This is a genomic window from Streptomyces sp. NPDC088817, from assembly GCF_044750345.1.
GTDB lineage: Bacteria > Actinomycetota > Actinomycetes > Streptomycetales > Streptomycetaceae > Streptomyces.
Genome location: NZ_JBIVJN010000002.1, coordinates 115,003 through 129,950 on the forward strand (window position 1 = coordinate 115,003; position 14,948 = coordinate 129,950).

Below are 14,948 nucleotides of genomic sequence, written 5' to 3' on the forward strand. Positions count from 1 at the left end.
TGTGCCGGTCAGCCGGTGTTGCGCAGGCCGGCCGCCACACCGTTGACGGTGAGCAGCAGGGCCCGGGCGAGCAGCGGGTCCGGCTCCTGGCCGGCCGCCGCCGCGTCGCGCTGCCGCTTGAGCAGGGTGACCTGGAGGTAGGAGATCGGGTCGAGGTAGGCGTCGCGGATGGCGAAGGTCTGCCGGAGCACGGGCTGTGCGTCGAGGAGTTCGCTCTCGCCGGTGATACGCAGCACCTCGCGCACGGTCAGCTCGTGCTCGGCCCGGATGGTGTCGAAGATGTGCTTGAGCTCGTCGGGGACGAGGGTGTCGACGTAGTGCTGCGCGATGCGCAGGTCGGTCTTGGCGAGGGTCATCTCGACGTTGGAGATGAAGTTGCGGAAGAAGTGCCACTGCCCGTGCATCTCGTCGAGCACGGTGTCGAGACCCGCCTCGCGCAGCGCCTTCAGTCCCGAGCCCACACCGAACCAGCCGGGCACGATCTGCCGGGACTGGGTCCAGCCGAACACCCAGGGGATGGCGCGCAGTCCGTCGAGTCCGGCGCCCGAGTCGGGGCGGCGCGAGGGCCGCGAGCCCAGGTGCAGGTCGGCGAGCTGGTCCACGGGGGTGGAGGCGAAGAAGTACGCCGGCAGGTCGGGGTCCTCGACGAGCCTGCGGTAGGCGGCGTGGGCGGCGTTGGACACCACGTCCATCGCGGCGTCCCAGCGGGCCAGCGCCTCCACCGACTGGCGCGGGGCGGTGTGCAGGGCGGAGGCCTGGAGGGTCGCCGCGAGCGTCAGTTCCAGGTTCTCCCGGGCCAGGGACGGGATGAGGTACTTGTCGGAGATGACCTCGCCCTGCTCGGTCACCTTGATCTCGCCCTCCAGGGTGCCCCAGGGCTGGGCGAGGATCGCGTCGTGGGTGGGGCCGCCGCCGCGGCCGACGGTGCCGCCCCGGCCGTGGAAGAGCCGCAGCCGTACGCCGTAGCGGTGGGCGACGTCGCGCAGGCGCCGCTGGGCGCGGTGGATCTCCCACTGGCTGGTGGTGATGCCGCCGAACTTGGAGGAGTCGGAGTAGCCGAGCATGACCTCCTGCACATCGCCCCTCAGCGCGACCAGGCGCCGGTAGGACGGGTCCGAGAGCATGTCCTCCAGGATGGTGTCCGCGGCCCTGAGCTCGTCGGTGGTCTCGAGGAGCGGCACGATGCCGATCTTCGCCCAGCCGGCGTGCAGGTCGACGAGTCCGGCCTCGCGGGCCAGGACGGCGGCGGCGAAGACGTCGTCGGCGCCCTGGCACATGGAGATGATGTACGACTCGATCACCTCGGGCCCGAAGACGCGCAGCGCCCGCTTGACGGTCTCGAAGACGCCGAGGGTCTTGGCGCCGGCGGCGTCGACGGGGGCCGGGCTCGGGCCGAGCGGCCGCCGGGACCTCAGCTCCTTGGCGAGCAGCTTGGCGCGGTACTCGCGGGGCATGTCGGCGTAGCGCCAGGACTCCTCGCCGAGCCGGTCGAACAGCTGGCCGAGGGCGTGGTGATGGGCGTCGGCGTGCTCGCGGACGTCCATGGTGGCCAGTTGGAGGCCGAAGGCGGCCAGGGTGCGGATGGTGCGGCCCAGGCGGCCGTCGGCGAACAGTCCGCCGCGGTTCTCGCGCAGGGACTCCTGGATGATCCGCAGGTCGCCCAGGAGTTCGGCGGTGCCGAGGTAGTCGCGTCCCGTCTCGTGCGGGGTGCCGGTGGCCAGGCGCTGCTTGGTGTTGACGAGCTTCTGGCGGATGCAGGTGGCCTTGAGCCGGTAGGGCTCCTCGGCGTTGAGCCGCTTGTAGCGGGGGCTGATCTCCGGCAGGTTCTCCAGGTCGGTGCGGAGGGACTGGAGCAACGCGTCGGTGGCGCCGGTGTAGCGGATCGAGTTGGACAGGAAGCCGCGCAGCTCGTCGATCATGTCGAGGGCGTCGTTGATGCCGTGCTCGTGCTGGAGGATCAGCACGTCCCAGGTGACCTCGGGGGTCACGTTGGGGTTGCCGTCGCGGTCGCCGCCGATCCAGGTGCCGAAGGTGAGGGGCCGGGTCTCGTCGGGCAGCTTGACGCCGACGCGCTCCAGTTCGGCGGTGAGGTCCTCCAGGACGTCGCCGACGGCGCCCGCGTGGAGTTCGTCGAGGTAGTAGATGGCGTTGCGGGACTCGTCGGCGGGTTCGGGGCGGACCACGCGGAGTTCGTCGGTCTGCCAGACGAGGTCGATGTTCTCCGCCAGCCGGGTGTCCAGGCGGCGGCGGTCGGACTCGGCGACCGGGGCCTCCAGGAGCGCGGCGATGCGCCGGAGCTTGTTGAGCACCGAGCGGCGGGCGGCCTCGGTGGGGTGGGCGGTGAACACCGGGCGGACGTTGAGGTGCCGGACGGTCTCCCGCAGGTGCTCCGGGTCGGCGTCCTTGAGGCGGTCGGCGGTGCGGGCCAGCAGCCCGCCCTCCGCGGCCCGCCGGACGCGCAGTTCGCGTCCGCGGTGCACCTGTTCGGTCACGTTCGCCAGATGGAAGTAGGTGGAGAAGGCGCGGACCAGCTTGGCCGCGGTGTCGAGTTCGATGCCGCGCAGCAGTTCGGCGGCGGCCTCACCGTCCTCCCGGGTGAGGCGGCGGACCCTCTCGACCAGGTCGAGCAGTTCGGGGCCTTCCTGGCGCACCAGGGCCTCCCCGAGCAGGTCACCCAATCGGCGGATGTCGGCACGCAGCTCGGCGCTGGTCGTCGTCTGGTCGTCGGCACTGCTCACAGGTGCGGCTCCTTGCGGGTTGAAGCACGTCTGGGAGGGGACCCGGACGGGTGCCGCGCGGCGGCTGCCGCTTACGGGCCGAGCGTCCGGGAAGGAATTCTTCAGAGCGGACCGCGCTGTCCGACCGCCTCCAAGTCTAGGTGTCGCGGGGGACGCGCAGACCAGGGGCTCTTGCCGCGGCGCGACGCGCTGCCATACTTACGACGCCGTAGGTTACGGAACCGTAGGGAGCTGACCGGTTCCCTGACCCCGACGACCCGTCTCGACCCTCGACCCCACAGGGGACGCCCATGACCACAAGCTCCGATGTGATCGACGACGCCCCGAAGGCGACCGACACCTCTCTTCCCTCCGCCACCCTCGGAGGTGAGCAGAAGCGTTCGATCGAGCAGGTCACGCTGCTGCTCTTCATCACCGTTCCGTTCCTCGCACTGCTCGCCGCGGTGCCGCTGGCATGGGGCTGGGGGGTGAGCTGGCTGGACCTCGGCCTGCTGGTCTTCTTCTACTTCCTCGGCTGTCACGGCATCACGATCGGTTTCCACCGGCATTTCACGCATGGCTCGTTCAAGGCGAAGCGGCCCTTGAAGATCGCGCTGGCGATCGCGGGGTCGATGGCGGTCGAGGGACCCCTGGTCCGCTGGGTCGCCGACCATCGCAGGCACCACAAGTTCTCCGACCACGAGGGTGATCCGCACTCCCCGTGGCGGTACGGCGAGACGGTACCGGCGCTGCTGAAGGGCCTGTGGTGGGCCCATGTCGGCTGGATGTTCGACGAGGAGCAGACGCCGCAGGACAAGTACGCCCCGGACCTGATCAACGACCGGACCATGCGGACGATCTCCCGTCAGTTCATCCTGTGGACGGCGGTGTCGCTGCTGCTGCCGGCGCTGATCGGCGGCCTGGTCACGATGTCGTGGTGGGGCGCGTTCACCGCGTTCTTCTGGGGCTCGCTGGTCCGGGTGGCGCTGCTGCACCACGTGACCTGGTCGATCAACTCCATCTGCCACGCGGTCGGCAAGCGCCCGTTCAAGTCGCGGGACCGCTCCGGCAACGTGTGGTGGCTGGCGATCCTGTCCTGCGGCGAGTCCTGGCACAACCTGCACCACGCCGACCCGACCTCCGCCCGGCACGGCGTGGAGCGCGGCCAGATCGACTCCTCGGCCCGGATCATCCGCTGGTTCGAGTTGCTCGGCTGGGCCCACGACGTGCGCTGGCCGTCACGCTCGCGTATCGATTCCCGCCGCAACGACGAGCAGGGCGGCTCCCGGCGCCGGAGGAAGACCGCCGAGGCGGCATGATTGACGGCGTGGCGACCGACTCCAGCACTTCCAGCAATGAAAAGCCGCGGCGCACGCGCCGTACCCGTATGACCGGTGCCGAGCGCCGCCAGCAACTGCTGGAGATCGGTCGCACGCTGTTCGCGGCGAAGGGTTTCGAGGGCACCTCGGTGGAGGAGATCGCGGCCAAGGCCGGGGTGTCCAAGCCGGTGGTGTACGAGCACTTCGGCGGCAAGGAGGGCCTGTACGCGGTGGTGGTCGACCGCGAGATGCGGCGCCTCCTCGACATGGTGACCGGCTCGCTGACCGCGGGCCACCCCCGCGAGCTGTGCGAGCAGGCGGCGTTCGCCCTGCTGGACTACATCGAGGAGTACACGGACGGCTTCCGCATCCTGGTCCGTGACTCCCCCATCCCCCAGTCGACGGGGTCCTTCGCCTCCCTGATCTCCGACATCGCCACCCAGGTGGAGGACATCCTGGGCCGCGAGTTCAAGTCCCGCGGCTTCGACTCGAAGCTCGCCCCGCTGTACGCGCAGGCGCTGGTCGGCATGGTCGCCCTGACCGGCCAGTGGTGGCTGGACGTGCGCCGCCCGAAGAAGGCGGAGGTCGCCGCCCACCTGGTGAACCTGGCCTGGCACGGCCTCGACGGGCTGGAGCCCCGGCCCCGGCTGATCGGGCACCGCAAGTCCTAGAGCGGTTCCAGGAACTCCAGACGGTTGCCGACGGAGTCCTCGGAGTAGAACCGCCTGTGGCCCGGAAGGTTGTCGTCCCAGACGACCTTCGCGCCGTGCGCCGTGAGCCGGGCGGCGAAGGCCTCGATGCCTGTCACCCCGAGCCCCGGATGGGCCTTCCGGGCGGGGCGGAAGGCCCGCTCGACACCCAGGTGCAGCCGGACGGCGCCGGCCTCGAACCAGCAGCCGCCGCGCGCGGCCAGTACCGGCGGCTTCGGGACCTCGGTCATGCCGAGGACCCCGGCGTAGTACGCCCGCAGGTCGTCCTCGGAGCCGGGCGGGGCGGCGAGCTGGACGTGGTCGAGGGCGGCGAGCATGGTTCAGGCCTCCTTGGTGGCGACCGCGAAGACGCGGCGGAAGGGGAACGGGGTGCCGTGCGGTCCGGCCGGGTAGGCCTCGCGCAGGGCGGTGCGGTACTCGGCCAGGAACTCCTCGCGGGCCGCCGGATCGTCGGCGAGGGCGGTGAGCACGGGCCGCAGACCGGTGCCCTTCACCCAGTCGAGGACCGGGTCCTCGCCGGTCAGCAGATGGATGTACGTGGTCTCCCAGACGTCGGCCGCGCAGCCGAGGCCGGTCAACCGCTCCAGGTAGGCCTCGGGGGAGAGCACCGCGTCCGCGTGGCGCAGGGTGTCCCCGAGCCGGTCGCGCCAGCGTGTGGAGCCGGCGAGTTCGCGCATGAGCCGGTGGCTGGGAGCGGAGAAGTTGCCGGGCACCTGGAAGGCGAAGGTGCCGCCGGGACGCAGCCCCGCCACCCAGTCGGCGAAGCGGTCCGGGTGCCCGGCCACCCACTGGAGCGTGGCGTTGCTGACGATCAGGTCGTACGGCTCGCCGGGGGTCCAGGCGCGGGCGTCGGCGGGCTCGAAGTCGAGGCGGCCGCCGCCGGGGGTGGGGCCCTGGTGGTCGACCACGGCCTTGTCGAGCATCTCCGGGGAGTTGTCGTAGCCGGTGATGTGCGCGGTGGGCCAGCGGTCGGCGAGCAGGACGGTGACGTTGCCGGGGCCGCAGCCGAGGTCGGCGATGCGGGGCGAGTCACCGGGCAGCGCGGGGACGCGGGCGAGGAGGTCGGCGAAGGGGCGGGCCCGGTGTCCGGCGTGGCGCAGGTACTGGGCGGGGTCCCAGGCGGGACTCTGGGCGGACATGGCGGCCTCCAGGAGGTGCGGGACGTGGTGCGGGTGGTCGTCGGCGGCTGCGCTCACCACTCTCCCCGGCATCTATCTCGACGTCAAGAGACTTGACGCCAAGAGACTTCACGTCGACACAACCACTACACTGATCGCCATGGAGGACGAGGTCGATCGGCTGGTCGCAGCATGGCGCCGGGAGCGCCCGGACCTCGACGTGGAACCGCTCGAGGTGCTCAGCCGGGTGAGCAGGCTGGCCCGGCACCTGGACCGCGCACGCCGGCTGGCCTTCTCCGAGCACAGCCTGGAGCCCTGGGAGTTCGACGTCCTGACGGCGCTCAGGCGCGCGGGCTCGCCGTACCAGCTCTCCCCCGGGCAGCTGCTGACCCAGACGCTGGTCACCTCGGGCACGATGACGAACCGCATCGACCGGCTGGCCAAGAAGGGCCTGGTGGAGCGGCTCCCCGACCCCAGCGACCGGCGCGGGGTGCTGGTCCGGCTGACGGACGAGGGCCGGGACCGCGCCGACCGGTCCCTGGCCGGGCTCCTGGACCAGGAGCGCGCGCTGCTTGCCGAGCTGTCGACCGCGCAGCGCGGTGAACTGGCCGGACTGCTGCGCCAGTTGACCGCCCCGTTCGACAACATCCCCGGCTGAGGGGGCGCCGGGTCAGGCGCTGCTGCTCTGCTCCACCCCGATCGGCCCCGCGGGTCCCAGATCGGCCGGCCCCACCCCGGCCCGGCGGGCCAGGGCCACGGCGGCCAGGGTCGAGTGCACGCCGAGCTTGCCCAGGACGTTCTGCATATGGGTGCGCACGGTGTGCGGGGACAGGTAGAGCCGCTCGGCGACGGCCTTGCGGCCGAGCCCCGCGACCATGCAGCGCAGCACCTCACGCTCGCGCGGGGTCAGCGACTCCACCAGGCGTTCGCTCTCGGTGCGGTGCTTGCGGGCGGCGGTCAGCTCCCGCAGCACGCCGGTGAGCAGGGCGGGCGGCAGATGGGTCTCGTCGCGCAGGACCCCGCGGATGACGGTGAGCAGCCGGGACAGCGAGCAGTCCTTGGCGACCCAGCCGCAGGCGCCGGCCTGGAGGGCGAGCGCGGCGCGGCGCGGGTCGTCCTTCTCGGCGAGTACGACGGTCCGCACCCCGGGCTGGGCCGCCCGCACCCCCGCGACCAGGGAGATGCCGTCCACGAGTCCGTCCTCGTCGCCCTCCCGCACGGGAACGGCGGGGCGGGCCCCGGGGACGTTGCCGCCGAGGTCGGAGTCGACGAGCACGACGTCGAAGCGGCGGCCCTCGGCGGCCGCCCGCTCCAGACAGCGCAGCGCCGCCGGGCCGGAGCCGGCCGCGGACACCTCCACGTCGGGCTCGGCGGCCAGGGCCGCGGCGAGCGACTCGGCGAAGATGCGGTGGTCGTCGACGACCAGGACTCGGACACGAACCACTGAAAACCCCCTTCCCCTCGCTCCTGGTCAGAGCAGGGGAGTCTCCCGGCGCCGGAGAACGCGGAGGGCGCGGGCCCGACGTCCGGGGCCGAGTGGCCGGACGGCGCTCGCCGTACCGGACCGCCTCCGCGCCCGACGCTGTCTCGCCCGAGCCCTCTCGCCCCCCTGACCAGCACCGGCCCCCACCGGTGCCGCTCATCAGAGTACGGGCGGCGGGCAGGAGGGGAAGGCAATTCGCAGAACTGACCGGCCGACGCGTTTAGGGTGTGCCGCATGTTTCGTATTGAGGCAGAAGTCGACAAAGAGCGCCGCGATCTGCTCCGCTCCCGCCTCCGTGACACGAACACCGCGGCCTCGCCGTTCATCGCCGACCTGCGCGGAACCCCGGCCGCCCGGGAAGTCCCCCTCCACCTCTGGGCGTTGAACGACTCCGGCGAGCTGGCGGGCGGCCTGGTGGGCCACACCTGGGCGACCTGGCTGCACGTGACCCACCTCTGGGTCGACGCCCCCCACCGCGGCACGGGCCTCGGCTCCCGTCTCCTGGCCCGCGCAGAACGCATCGCCCACCGAGACCGCGCCTGCACCGCCGCCCGCCTGGAGACCTGGGACTTCCAGGCCCGCGGCTTCTACCGCAGGCACCACTACAAGGTGGTCTGCGCGATCCCCGACTACCCCCCGGGAGTCACCGAATACACCATGATCAAACCCCTGCCCTGAACGGCCGACGACCCTCAGAACGCGTCGAGCGACTCCGTGGTGACGTCGATGTCGATCTCGCAGGGCACGTCGAGCTTGAGCCGGTCACGGTGGGTACCGGTCAGGGCGTAGGTCGAAGCACGAACCCACGGCCCGGCATCGCCGGTGGCGGGTGTCAGGACAGTCGGCGGGCGCCTGCTGAAGGGATCGCCTCGAAGACTCGTGGGGGTGTGTGGGTCGCCTTGGTGAAGGCCTCTTCTATTGCCTTGGTGAGGGTGGGGACTTCGGCGGAGGCCGTCAGGACGATCGCCGAGCCGCCGAAGCCGCCGCCCGTCATGCGGGCGCCCAGGGCGCCGGAGGCGAGGGCCGTGTCGACGACCAGGTCCAGTTCCGGGCAGGAGACGCGGAAGTCGTCGCGCAGGGAGGCGTGGCCCTCGGTCAGGATCGGGCCGATCGCCCTGATGTCGCCCGCCTCCAGGAGGGACACCACCCGTTCCGCCCGCCCGTTCTCGGTGACGACGTGGCGGACCAGCCGGGCCACCTCCTCCTCGCCGGCCAGCTCGGCCAGCGCGGCGTCCAGCCCGTCGTGGGGGATGTCCCGCAGGGCGTCCACGCCCAGCAGCGCCGCGCCTTTCTCGCAGCCCGCCCGGCGGCGGCCGTACTCGCCGCCGCTGTGCGCGTGCTCGACCCGGGTGTCGACGACCAGCAGCCGCAGGCCCTCGGCGGCCAGGTCGAAGGGGACCTGACGCTGGGACAGGTCCCGGGTGTCCAGGAACAGCGCGTGGCCCGCCTCGCAGCAGGCCGAGGCGGTCTGGTCCATGATCCCGGTCGGGGCGCCGACGTAGACGTTCTCGGCGCGCTGGCACAGGCGGGCCAGTCGCCAGCCCTTCAGGCCCAGGGCGTAGAGGTCGTTCAGGGCCAGGGCGACCACGACCTCCAGGGCCGCGGAGGAGGACAGCCCGGCGCCCGTGGGGACCGTCGACGTCAGGTGGACGTCCGCTCCGGTCACCTTGTGGCCCGCCTCGCGCAGGGCCCAGACCACGCCCGCCGGGTAGGCGGTCCAGTCGCGGTCGGACTCCGGGGTCAGCTCGTCGAGCCGCAGTTCCACCGGCCCTCCCGGCACGTCCGCCGAGTGCAGCCGCAGTACGCCGTCGTCGCGGCGCGCGACCGCGGCCGTCGTCACGTGCGGCAGCGCGAAGGGCATCACGAAGCCGTCGTTGTAGTCGGTGTGCTCACCGATCAGGTTGACGCGGCCCGGCGCCGCCCAGACCCCCTCCGGCTCGGCGCCGTACAGCTCGATGAAGTCTTCTCGGACCTCAAGTGCCCCCACTTACCGCTCCCTTGCGATGTGCTGCGCGAACTCCCAGGCATCCGCGACGATACCCGCGAGATCGGTGCGGGACGGGTTCCAGCCGAGCTTTTCGCGGGCGGCGGCCGCCGAGGCGACCAGGACCGCCGGATCGCCGGCCCGGCGCGGGGCGACGGCCTCGGGGACGGGGTGGCCGGTGACCCGGCGGACGGTCTCGACGACCTCGCGCACCGAGAAGCCGCTGCCGTTGCCGAGGTTGCACACCAGGTGCTCGCCGGGCCGGGCCGCGTCCAGGGCCAGCAGATGGGCCTCCGCGAGGTCGGCCACGTGGATGTAGTCGCGCACGCAGGTGCCGTCCGGGGTCGGATAGTCGTCGCCGTAGACGGAGATCGCCTCCCGCCTGCCCTGGGCGACCTGGAGGACCAGCGGGATCAGGTGCGACTCGGGCTCGTGGCGTTCGCCGTACGCGCCGTACGCGCCGGCCACGTTGAAGTAGCGCAGCGAGACCGCGCCCAGGCCGTGGGCCGCCGCCTCACCGGCGATCATGTGGTCGACGGCGAGCTTGGAGGCGCCGTAGGGGTTGGTGGGCCGGGTCGGGGCCGTCTCGGTGATCGGCACCTGCTCCGGCTCGCCGTAGGTCGCCGCCGTGGACGAGAAGACCAGCGTGCGCACGCCCGCCCCGCGCATCGCGGCGAGCAGGGCCATCGTGCCGCCGACGTTGTTGGCCCAGTACTTCTCAGGCTTCACCACCGACTCGCCGACCTGCGAGAACGCGGCGAAGTGCAGCACCCCGGCGAAGGAGGGGTCCAGCCACTTGGCGGCGTCCTGGATGTCGCCCTCGACGAAGGAGGCGCCCGCGGGCACGCCCGCGCGGAAGCCGGTGGAGAGGTTGTCGAGCACGACGACCTCGTGACCGGCCTCAAGGAGGTGCTGGGCGACCACACCGCCGACGTAGCCCGCGCCACCCGTCACCAGGTACTTCCCGCTCATGAACCCGCTACCTCCCGCAGTCGCTGCGCCGCGCGCTCCGGCGGCACGTCGTTGATGAACACGTTCATGCCGGACTCGGAACCCGCGAGGAACTTCAGCTTGCCGGAAGTGCGGCGGATGGTGAAAAGCTCGAGGTGGAGCGCGAAGTCGTCGCGCGTGACGCCGTCGAACTCGTCCAGCGCGCCGAAGGGCGCCTGGTGCCAGGCCGCGATGTACGGCGTCGGCGGGTCGCCCTCACCGAACAGCCGGTCGAAGCGCCGCAGCAGATCGAGGTAGATCCCGGGGAACTCCGCGCGCGTGGCCTCGTCGAGTCCGCGCAGGTCGGGGACGCGGAGCCGGGGGTAGAGGTGGACCTCGTAGGGCCAGTGCGCCGCGTACGGCACGAACGCCACCCAGTGCTCGCCCTCGACGACGACCCGCTCGCCGGCCGACTCCCGTGCCAGGACCGCGTCGAAGAGGTTCTCCCCGCCGGTGGCCTCCCGGTGGGCCGCCAGTGAGCGCAGCATCAGCGCGGTGCGCGGGGTGGTGAAGGGGTAGGCGTAGATCTGCCCGTGCGGGTGCCCCAGCGTCACGCCGATCTCGGCGCCGCGGTTCTCGAAGCAGAACACCTGCTTCACGGAGGGCAGTCGGGACAGCTCAGCGGTGCGGTCCGTCCACGCGTCCAGGACCAGCCGCGCCTGGCGCTCGCTCAGGTCGGCGAATGAGGCGTCGTGGTCGGGGGTGAAGCAGACGACCTCGCAGCGGCCGAGGTCGCCGGCCAGCGAGGGGAAGCGGTTCTCGAAGACCACCACGTCGTAGGAGGAGTCGGGGATCTCGCTCAGACGGTCGCCGCTGGAGGGGCACAGCGGGCACTCGCCGGCCGGCGGGTGGTAGGTGCGGCCCTGGCGGTGGGAGGCGACGGCGACCGCGTCGCCGAGCAGCGCGTCCCGGCGGACCTCCGAGGTGGTGACCGTCCGTTCCAGCGGGCGCCGGTCAACCGCCTCGCGCACGGTGTCGTCCCGCAGGTCGTAGTAGATGAGCTCACGACCGTCGGCCAGCCAGGTCGAGGTCTTCTTCACTGTCGGACTCCCTACTGGTCCCCGGGCCACCGGTCCGCGAGCCCGCCCCCGTCGGCACCCAATCACCCAACACAATCAAACATAACACGCCACAACTCACCACACCCCTATACGTCCCGCCCGTGCTTGCGGCCCATCTCGATCAGGGCCTGCTTGGTGGCGCCGATCGCGGCGTCCGCCGCCTTGCGCGCCATGGTCGTCTTCGCGAGGAACTTGGGCCGGAAGTCCTCCACCGCGATCGCATCGTGGTCGCGCACGACTTTCTTCGCCCACTTGCGGGCGGTGTCCTGGCGCTGCCGGGCGATCTTCGCGTAGGTCTTCGCCCACCACTTCGTCGCCTCCCGATATCCGTTCGACGCGGCCTGCCCCTTCTTCGGCCTGCGGCGGGCCATCATCCGGTCGTACCGGCCCAGCTCGGCCTGGGACCTCTGGCCGTGCTGAGCGTGGGGGAGGTCGTGGGCGTAGGAGGTGGTGGTGGCGGTCTCCTTGACGCCCCAGTCGATGCCGATCACCGCACCGGTCGACGGGAGTGGCTCGATACGGGCGGGGACGACGAACGAGGCGTACCAGTGGCCGAGGTGGTCGCGGTAGACGCGCACCGAGGAGGGTTCGGCCGGGAGGGGACGGGACCACACCACGGTCAGGACGAGCCCGCCCGCCAGGTGCAGCCGCCCGTCCTTGAGCCGGAACCCGCGCCGGGTGCAGTTCAGCGTCGGATCGGCCCCGCGTTTCGCAAGAGAGCAGGTGACCCGGGCGCCCCCGTCCGGCGCGGGAGAGCCGGGCCGGACGACGGAGTCACGTCAGCGGGCCCGCCCGGTCGAGCAGGCCGGTGCGGGCCGCCAGGGCCGCCGCCTCCAGCCGCGAGCCCACGCCGAGCTTCATCAGGACGCGCTGGACATGGGTCCGGGCGGTGCTGGGGGCGATGCCCATACCGGCCGCGATCAGGCGGGTGTCCTCGCCCTCGGCGACCCGGACCAGCACCTCCACCTCGCGCGGGGTGAGCATGCGCAGCAGGCGCTGGCCCTCGTCGTCCTGTGGGGCGGCGGGGTTCAGCAACTCGCCGAAGGCGCCCTGGAGGAGCTGCGGGGCGACGGCGGCCTCGCCCGCCCTCGCCTTGATGATCGCCCGCTCGACGCCCTCGATGCGCTCGTCGTGGCGTACGTACCCCGAGGCCCCCGCCGCGAAGGCGGCCGCGATACCGCGCGGCGACGGGACCGGGCCGAGCACGACCACCGCGACCTGCGGACGCTCCTGCTTGATCTTCACCACCGGTTCGAAGGTACCGGGCTCGGCCGGTATCGCCGTGCCCAGCAGGCACACCTCCGGTGCGCGGCTGATCACCAGATCCGCCGCCCCCGCGGCCGGCGCGGCGGCGGCCAGCACACGGTGTCCGCGCAGCTTCAGCGCCGAAGCCAGCGCCTCGGCCAGTAGCCGGTGGTCGTCGACCACCATGAGCCGCACTCCCATCAAGCCCCCCAGTCCCCCACGGATGTCCACATCCCGCCCGGGCGGCGGCCCCCCGGCACGCCGCCCGTCATGCCCCCGGAAGCTACACGCTTGTTCGACGTCGCGCTGCCCTACCGGCGAGAAGTGCCCCGGATCAGCGACCTTTTCGCATTCCTCGCATTCAAAACTCATGTCGGGGGTCGTGCGGGGGCGCCGGCCGTTCCGAAGGCCACCGCCAGGTAGTCCTTGCCGAGCGAGGACGACGCCTTGCGGGCGTAGATCGACGACATGTAGAGGTGGCCCTGGGAGTAGAGGAACTCCGCGCGCTCCGGGGACATGGAGGTCTCGATGTCGCGCACGTCCCGCGAGGCCGGGTTCTCCAGCAGCCTGGTCTGCTTGAAGCTGCTGCCGTCGATGCTCACGATCTGGCCGCCCTTGTCGTAGGGCGGGGTCTTGTACGCGATGACGTCGGGGCCGTCCATGCGCAGCGGGTGGATGTGGTAGCCGTCGCCCGCGTCGGCGCGCTGGCCGGTCTGCTTGCCGGTGCCGAGGTCGAAGGCGACGACCTCGTTGGTCTTGCGGAACTCCTGGCTGCCGTCGTGGTCCTCGGTGGGCACGTACAGCCGGTCGTTGCCGACCGCGAGGCCGTGGCAGTCCTCGATCCTGCTGATGCCGTCGCAGCGGGCCGCGTAGGTGTCGCCGGGCGCCGAGATGTGGGCGCGCAGCTTGCCGGTCGCGTTGTCGATGGAGAAGAAGTCGGAGATGCCGCTGCCGTCGCCCGCGCTCTGGCCGACGTCGGCGGCCACGACGAGCGGATCGGTCGAGACGATCGCGGCGTACTCGATGCCCTGCGACATCGTGTAATCCGAGATCACCTTGCCGGACTTCGGGTCGATGGTCTGGATGTGCAGCTGGCGCTGCCCGTACTGGCCGCACTTGCGCACCGCGACCAGCTTCGCGCCGCCGCCGTACCCGGCGTCGTAGCAGGTGTCGGCCGCCTTCGGGGCCCACAGGGCCTTGCCGTCCGCGATGCCGAAGGCGGCGCCGCCGCCGGTGCCGCCCACGGCGACCGTGGCGCCGCTGACGGTGACGTTGTCGAGCCTGATGGGCTGGTCACCGGACTTGACGGTCTGCGTCCACAGCTTCCGGCCGGCGTCGAGGTCGATCGCCGCGACCTGGCTGCAGCCGTGCGTGGGCTGGTCCTTGGTCGGCATGGCGGGCTCGTAGACGATCGCCGTGCGGTCGTCCGCGGTGGCGTGGAGGCTGGCCTGGCACACCGGGCCGGGCAGCGTGATCGTCCACAGCTTGGTGCCCTTGTCCCGGTCGTAGCCGACGACCTCGGCGACGCCGGTCTTGACGTACGCCTTGCCGGTGAGCCAGGAGCCGCTGGTGGTGACCAGGTCGCTCACCTCGGGCATCGGCACCTGGTAGAGGACCTTGGCGGTCGGGTCGGACGGCGCCTTCTCCGTGCCGCCGGAGACCGGCTTGCCGTCGTCCCCCTTGCCGCCGGTGCCGCCGCTGGAGTTCGCGGTGTCCTGCTTGCCGCCGTCGGAACGGTGCGAGTACCAGATGCCGGTGCCGATGATGAGCGCGATCACGACGACGGTCGAGACGATCATCGCCACCTGGGCGTTGACCTTCCGGCCGCCGCCGGGCTGTCCGACCTGCGGCTGCACCGGCACGGTCGGCGGCTGGGCGGGGTAGCCGTAGCCGGGCTGCTGGGCGCCGTACGGGTTCGGCTGCCCGGCGGGAGGCTGGGCGTAGGGGTTCGGCTGCCCTCCCGGGTAGCCGTAGCCGGACGGGGGCTGCGGCGGTCCGGCCGGGGGCGGCGTCTGCCCGGCGCCCTGCGGCGGCGGTGCCTGCGGGTAGCCGTAACCGGGCGCGGGCTGGGGGGACTTGGCGAGGTCCGGACCACCCGCGGGCGGCGTCTGCGGAGACTGCGCGGGCGGCACGGGCTGGCCGGGCGGTACGGGCTGCTGCGGCGGCGGGCCCTGAGGCGTGCCGTAACCGCCGTGCTGCGGCGGCTGGTTGGGCGGCGGGGGCGGCTGGGTCATGACAAGTGCACCTCGGAAAGGCTGAGCGGGACGGGACGACGGGGAAGCCGGGTGGCCGGAACGGCGTGCGGCGCCGGCCGCGTGGGA

The 14,948-nt window shown here is 72.1% G+C and carries 13 protein-coding genes and 1 pseudogene; 4 read left to right on the forward strand and 10 right to left on the reverse strand.

Annotation, left to right across the window (positions count from 1 at the left end; translation table 11 throughout):
• Positions 1-8: 8 nt before the first annotated feature.
• Complete coding sequence (ppc, locus tag ACIP4X_RS04130; RefSeq protein ID WP_391453955.1) at positions 9-2,738, reverse strand: phosphoenolpyruvate carboxylase; 2,730 nt, start codon at positions 2,736-2,738, stop codon at positions 9-11.
• 290 nt (positions 2,739-3,028) lie between these two features.
• Between ppc and ACIP4X_RS04135 the strand changes: the two genes are divergently transcribed.
• Positions 3,029-4,036 (forward strand): acyl-CoA desaturase, encoded by a 1,008-nt coding sequence (locus ACIP4X_RS04135; protein ID WP_401346517.1) that lies wholly within the window; start codon positions 3,029-3,031, stop codon positions 4,034-4,036.
• A complete protein-coding gene (locus ACIP4X_RS04140; RefSeq protein WP_358734940.1) occupies positions 4,033-4,707 on the forward strand; it encodes a TetR/AcrR family transcriptional regulator in 675 nt (224 codons plus the stop codon). The genes ACIP4X_RS04135 and ACIP4X_RS04140 overlap by 4 nt, the downstream gene beginning before the upstream one ends.
• Here ACIP4X_RS04140 and ACIP4X_RS04145 read toward each other — a convergent pair.
• Positions 4,704-5,063: a VOC family protein gene (locus tag ACIP4X_RS04145; RefSeq protein WP_358734942.1), complete on the reverse strand. Its 360-nt coding sequence runs from the start codon at positions 5,061-5,063 to the stop codon at positions 4,704-4,706. The genes ACIP4X_RS04140 and ACIP4X_RS04145 overlap by 4 nt on opposite strands.
• A gap of 3 nt (positions 5,064-5,066) precedes the next feature.
• A complete protein-coding gene (locus ACIP4X_RS04150; RefSeq protein ID WP_401346884.1) occupies positions 5,067-5,885 on the reverse strand; it encodes a trans-aconitate 2-methyltransferase in 819 nt (272 codons plus the stop codon).
• 139 nt (positions 5,886-6,024) lie between these two features.
• On the opposite strand from ACIP4X_RS04150, the gene tamR reads away from it, so the two are divergent.
• Positions 6,025-6,522 carry a MarR family transcriptional regulator TamR gene (gene tamR, locus ACIP4X_RS04155; RefSeq protein ID WP_100571061.1) on the forward strand — a complete coding sequence of 166 codons (498 nt, stop codon included), beginning with the start codon at positions 6,025-6,027 and terminating at the stop codon, positions 6,520-6,522.
• Between the two features lie 12 nt (positions 6,523-6,534).
• Here tamR and ACIP4X_RS04160 read toward each other — a convergent pair whose 3' ends face one another.
• Positions 6,535-7,308: a response regulator transcription factor gene (locus tag ACIP4X_RS04160; RefSeq protein WP_358734944.1), complete on the reverse strand. Its 774-nt coding sequence runs from the start codon at positions 7,306-7,308 to the stop codon at positions 6,535-6,537.
• 273 nt (positions 7,309-7,581) lie between these two features.
• On the opposite strand from ACIP4X_RS04160, the gene ACIP4X_RS04165 reads away from it, so the two are divergent.
• Positions 7,582-8,025, forward strand: coding sequence for a GNAT family N-acetyltransferase (locus ACIP4X_RS04165; RefSeq protein ID WP_358734946.1), 444 nt, complete (start codon positions 7,582-7,584; stop codon positions 8,023-8,025).
• A gap of 154 nt (positions 8,026-8,179) precedes the next feature.
• Here ACIP4X_RS04165 and galK read toward each other — a convergent pair whose 3' ends face one another.
• The 6 genes and pseudogenes from galK to ACIP4X_RS04195 all read right to left on the reverse strand — a co-directional run bounded on the left by galK (position 8,180) and on the right by ACIP4X_RS04195 (position 14,861).
• Positions 8,180-9,334 carry a galactokinase gene (gene galK / locus ACIP4X_RS04170; protein ID WP_401346521.1) on the reverse strand — a complete coding sequence of 385 codons (1,155 nt, stop codon included), beginning with the start codon at positions 9,332-9,334 and terminating at the stop codon, positions 8,180-8,182.
• Entirely contained in the window at positions 9,335-10,303 is a 969-nt protein-coding gene (gene galE / locus ACIP4X_RS04175) for a UDP-glucose 4-epimerase GalE (protein WP_358734949.1), read from the reverse strand.
• The gene (gene galT, locus ACIP4X_RS04180; RefSeq protein WP_401346525.1) at positions 10,300-11,361 is read right to left on the reverse strand and encodes a galactose-1-phosphate uridylyltransferase; all 1,062 of its coding nucleotides are present in this window, start codon (positions 11,359-11,361) and stop codon (positions 10,300-10,302) included. Before galT ends, galE begins: the two co-directional genes overlap by 4 nt.
• Positions 11,362-11,471: 110 nt before the next feature.
• A pseudogene (locus ACIP4X_RS04185) lies at positions 11,472-12,092 on the reverse strand (RNA-guided endonuclease InsQ/TnpB family protein); the annotation flags it as partial.
• Positions 12,093-12,156: 64 nt separating this feature from the next.
• A complete protein-coding gene (locus ACIP4X_RS04190; protein ID WP_358734953.1) occupies positions 12,157-12,828 on the reverse strand; it encodes a response regulator transcription factor in 672 nt (223 codons plus the stop codon).
• A gap of 167 nt (positions 12,829-12,995) precedes the next feature.
• The gene (locus ACIP4X_RS04195) at positions 12,996-14,861 is read right to left on the reverse strand and encodes a PQQ-binding-like beta-propeller repeat protein (protein ID WP_401346528.1); all 1,866 of its coding nucleotides are present in this window, start codon (positions 14,859-14,861) and stop codon (positions 12,996-12,998) included.
• Positions 14,862-14,948 lie beyond the last annotated feature (87 nt).

What these genes read in the sequence shown, in the direction of transcription:
- ACIP4X_RS04165 (WP_358734946.1), top strand. Translation starts at nt 7,582, where the DNA reads ATGTTTCGTATTGAGGCAGAAGTCGACAAAGAGCGCCGCGATCTGCTC.
- ACIP4X_RS04190 (WP_358734953.1), bottom strand. Translation starts at nt 12,828, where the DNA reads ATGGGAGTGCGGCTCATGGTGGTCGACGACCACCGGCTACTGGCCGAG.
- galE (WP_358734949.1), bottom strand. Translation starts at nt 10,303, where the DNA reads ATGAGCGGGAAGTACCTGGTGACGGGTGGCGCGGGCTACGTCGGCGGT.
- ACIP4X_RS04195 (WP_401346528.1), bottom strand. Translation starts at nt 14,861, where the DNA reads ATGACCCAGCCGCCCCCGCCGCCCAACCAGCCGCCGCAGCACGGCGGT.
- ACIP4X_RS04150 (WP_401346884.1), bottom strand. Translation starts at nt 5,885, where the DNA reads ATGTCCGCCCAGAGTCCCGCCTGGGACCCCGCCCAGTACCTGCGCCAC.
- ACIP4X_RS04140 (WP_358734940.1), top strand. Translation starts at nt 4,033, where the DNA reads ATGATTGACGGCGTGGCGACCGACTCCAGCACTTCCAGCAATGAAAAG.
- ACIP4X_RS04145 (WP_358734942.1), bottom strand. Translation starts at nt 5,063, where the DNA reads ATGCTCGCCGCCCTCGACCACGTCCAGCTCGCCGCCCCGCCCGGCTCC.
- tamR (WP_100571061.1), top strand. Translation starts at nt 6,025, where the DNA reads ATGGAGGACGAGGTCGATCGGCTGGTCGCAGCATGGCGCCGGGAGCGC.
- ACIP4X_RS04135 (WP_401346517.1), top strand. Translation starts at nt 3,029, where the DNA reads ATGACCACAAGCTCCGATGTGATCGACGACGCCCCGAAGGCGACCGAC.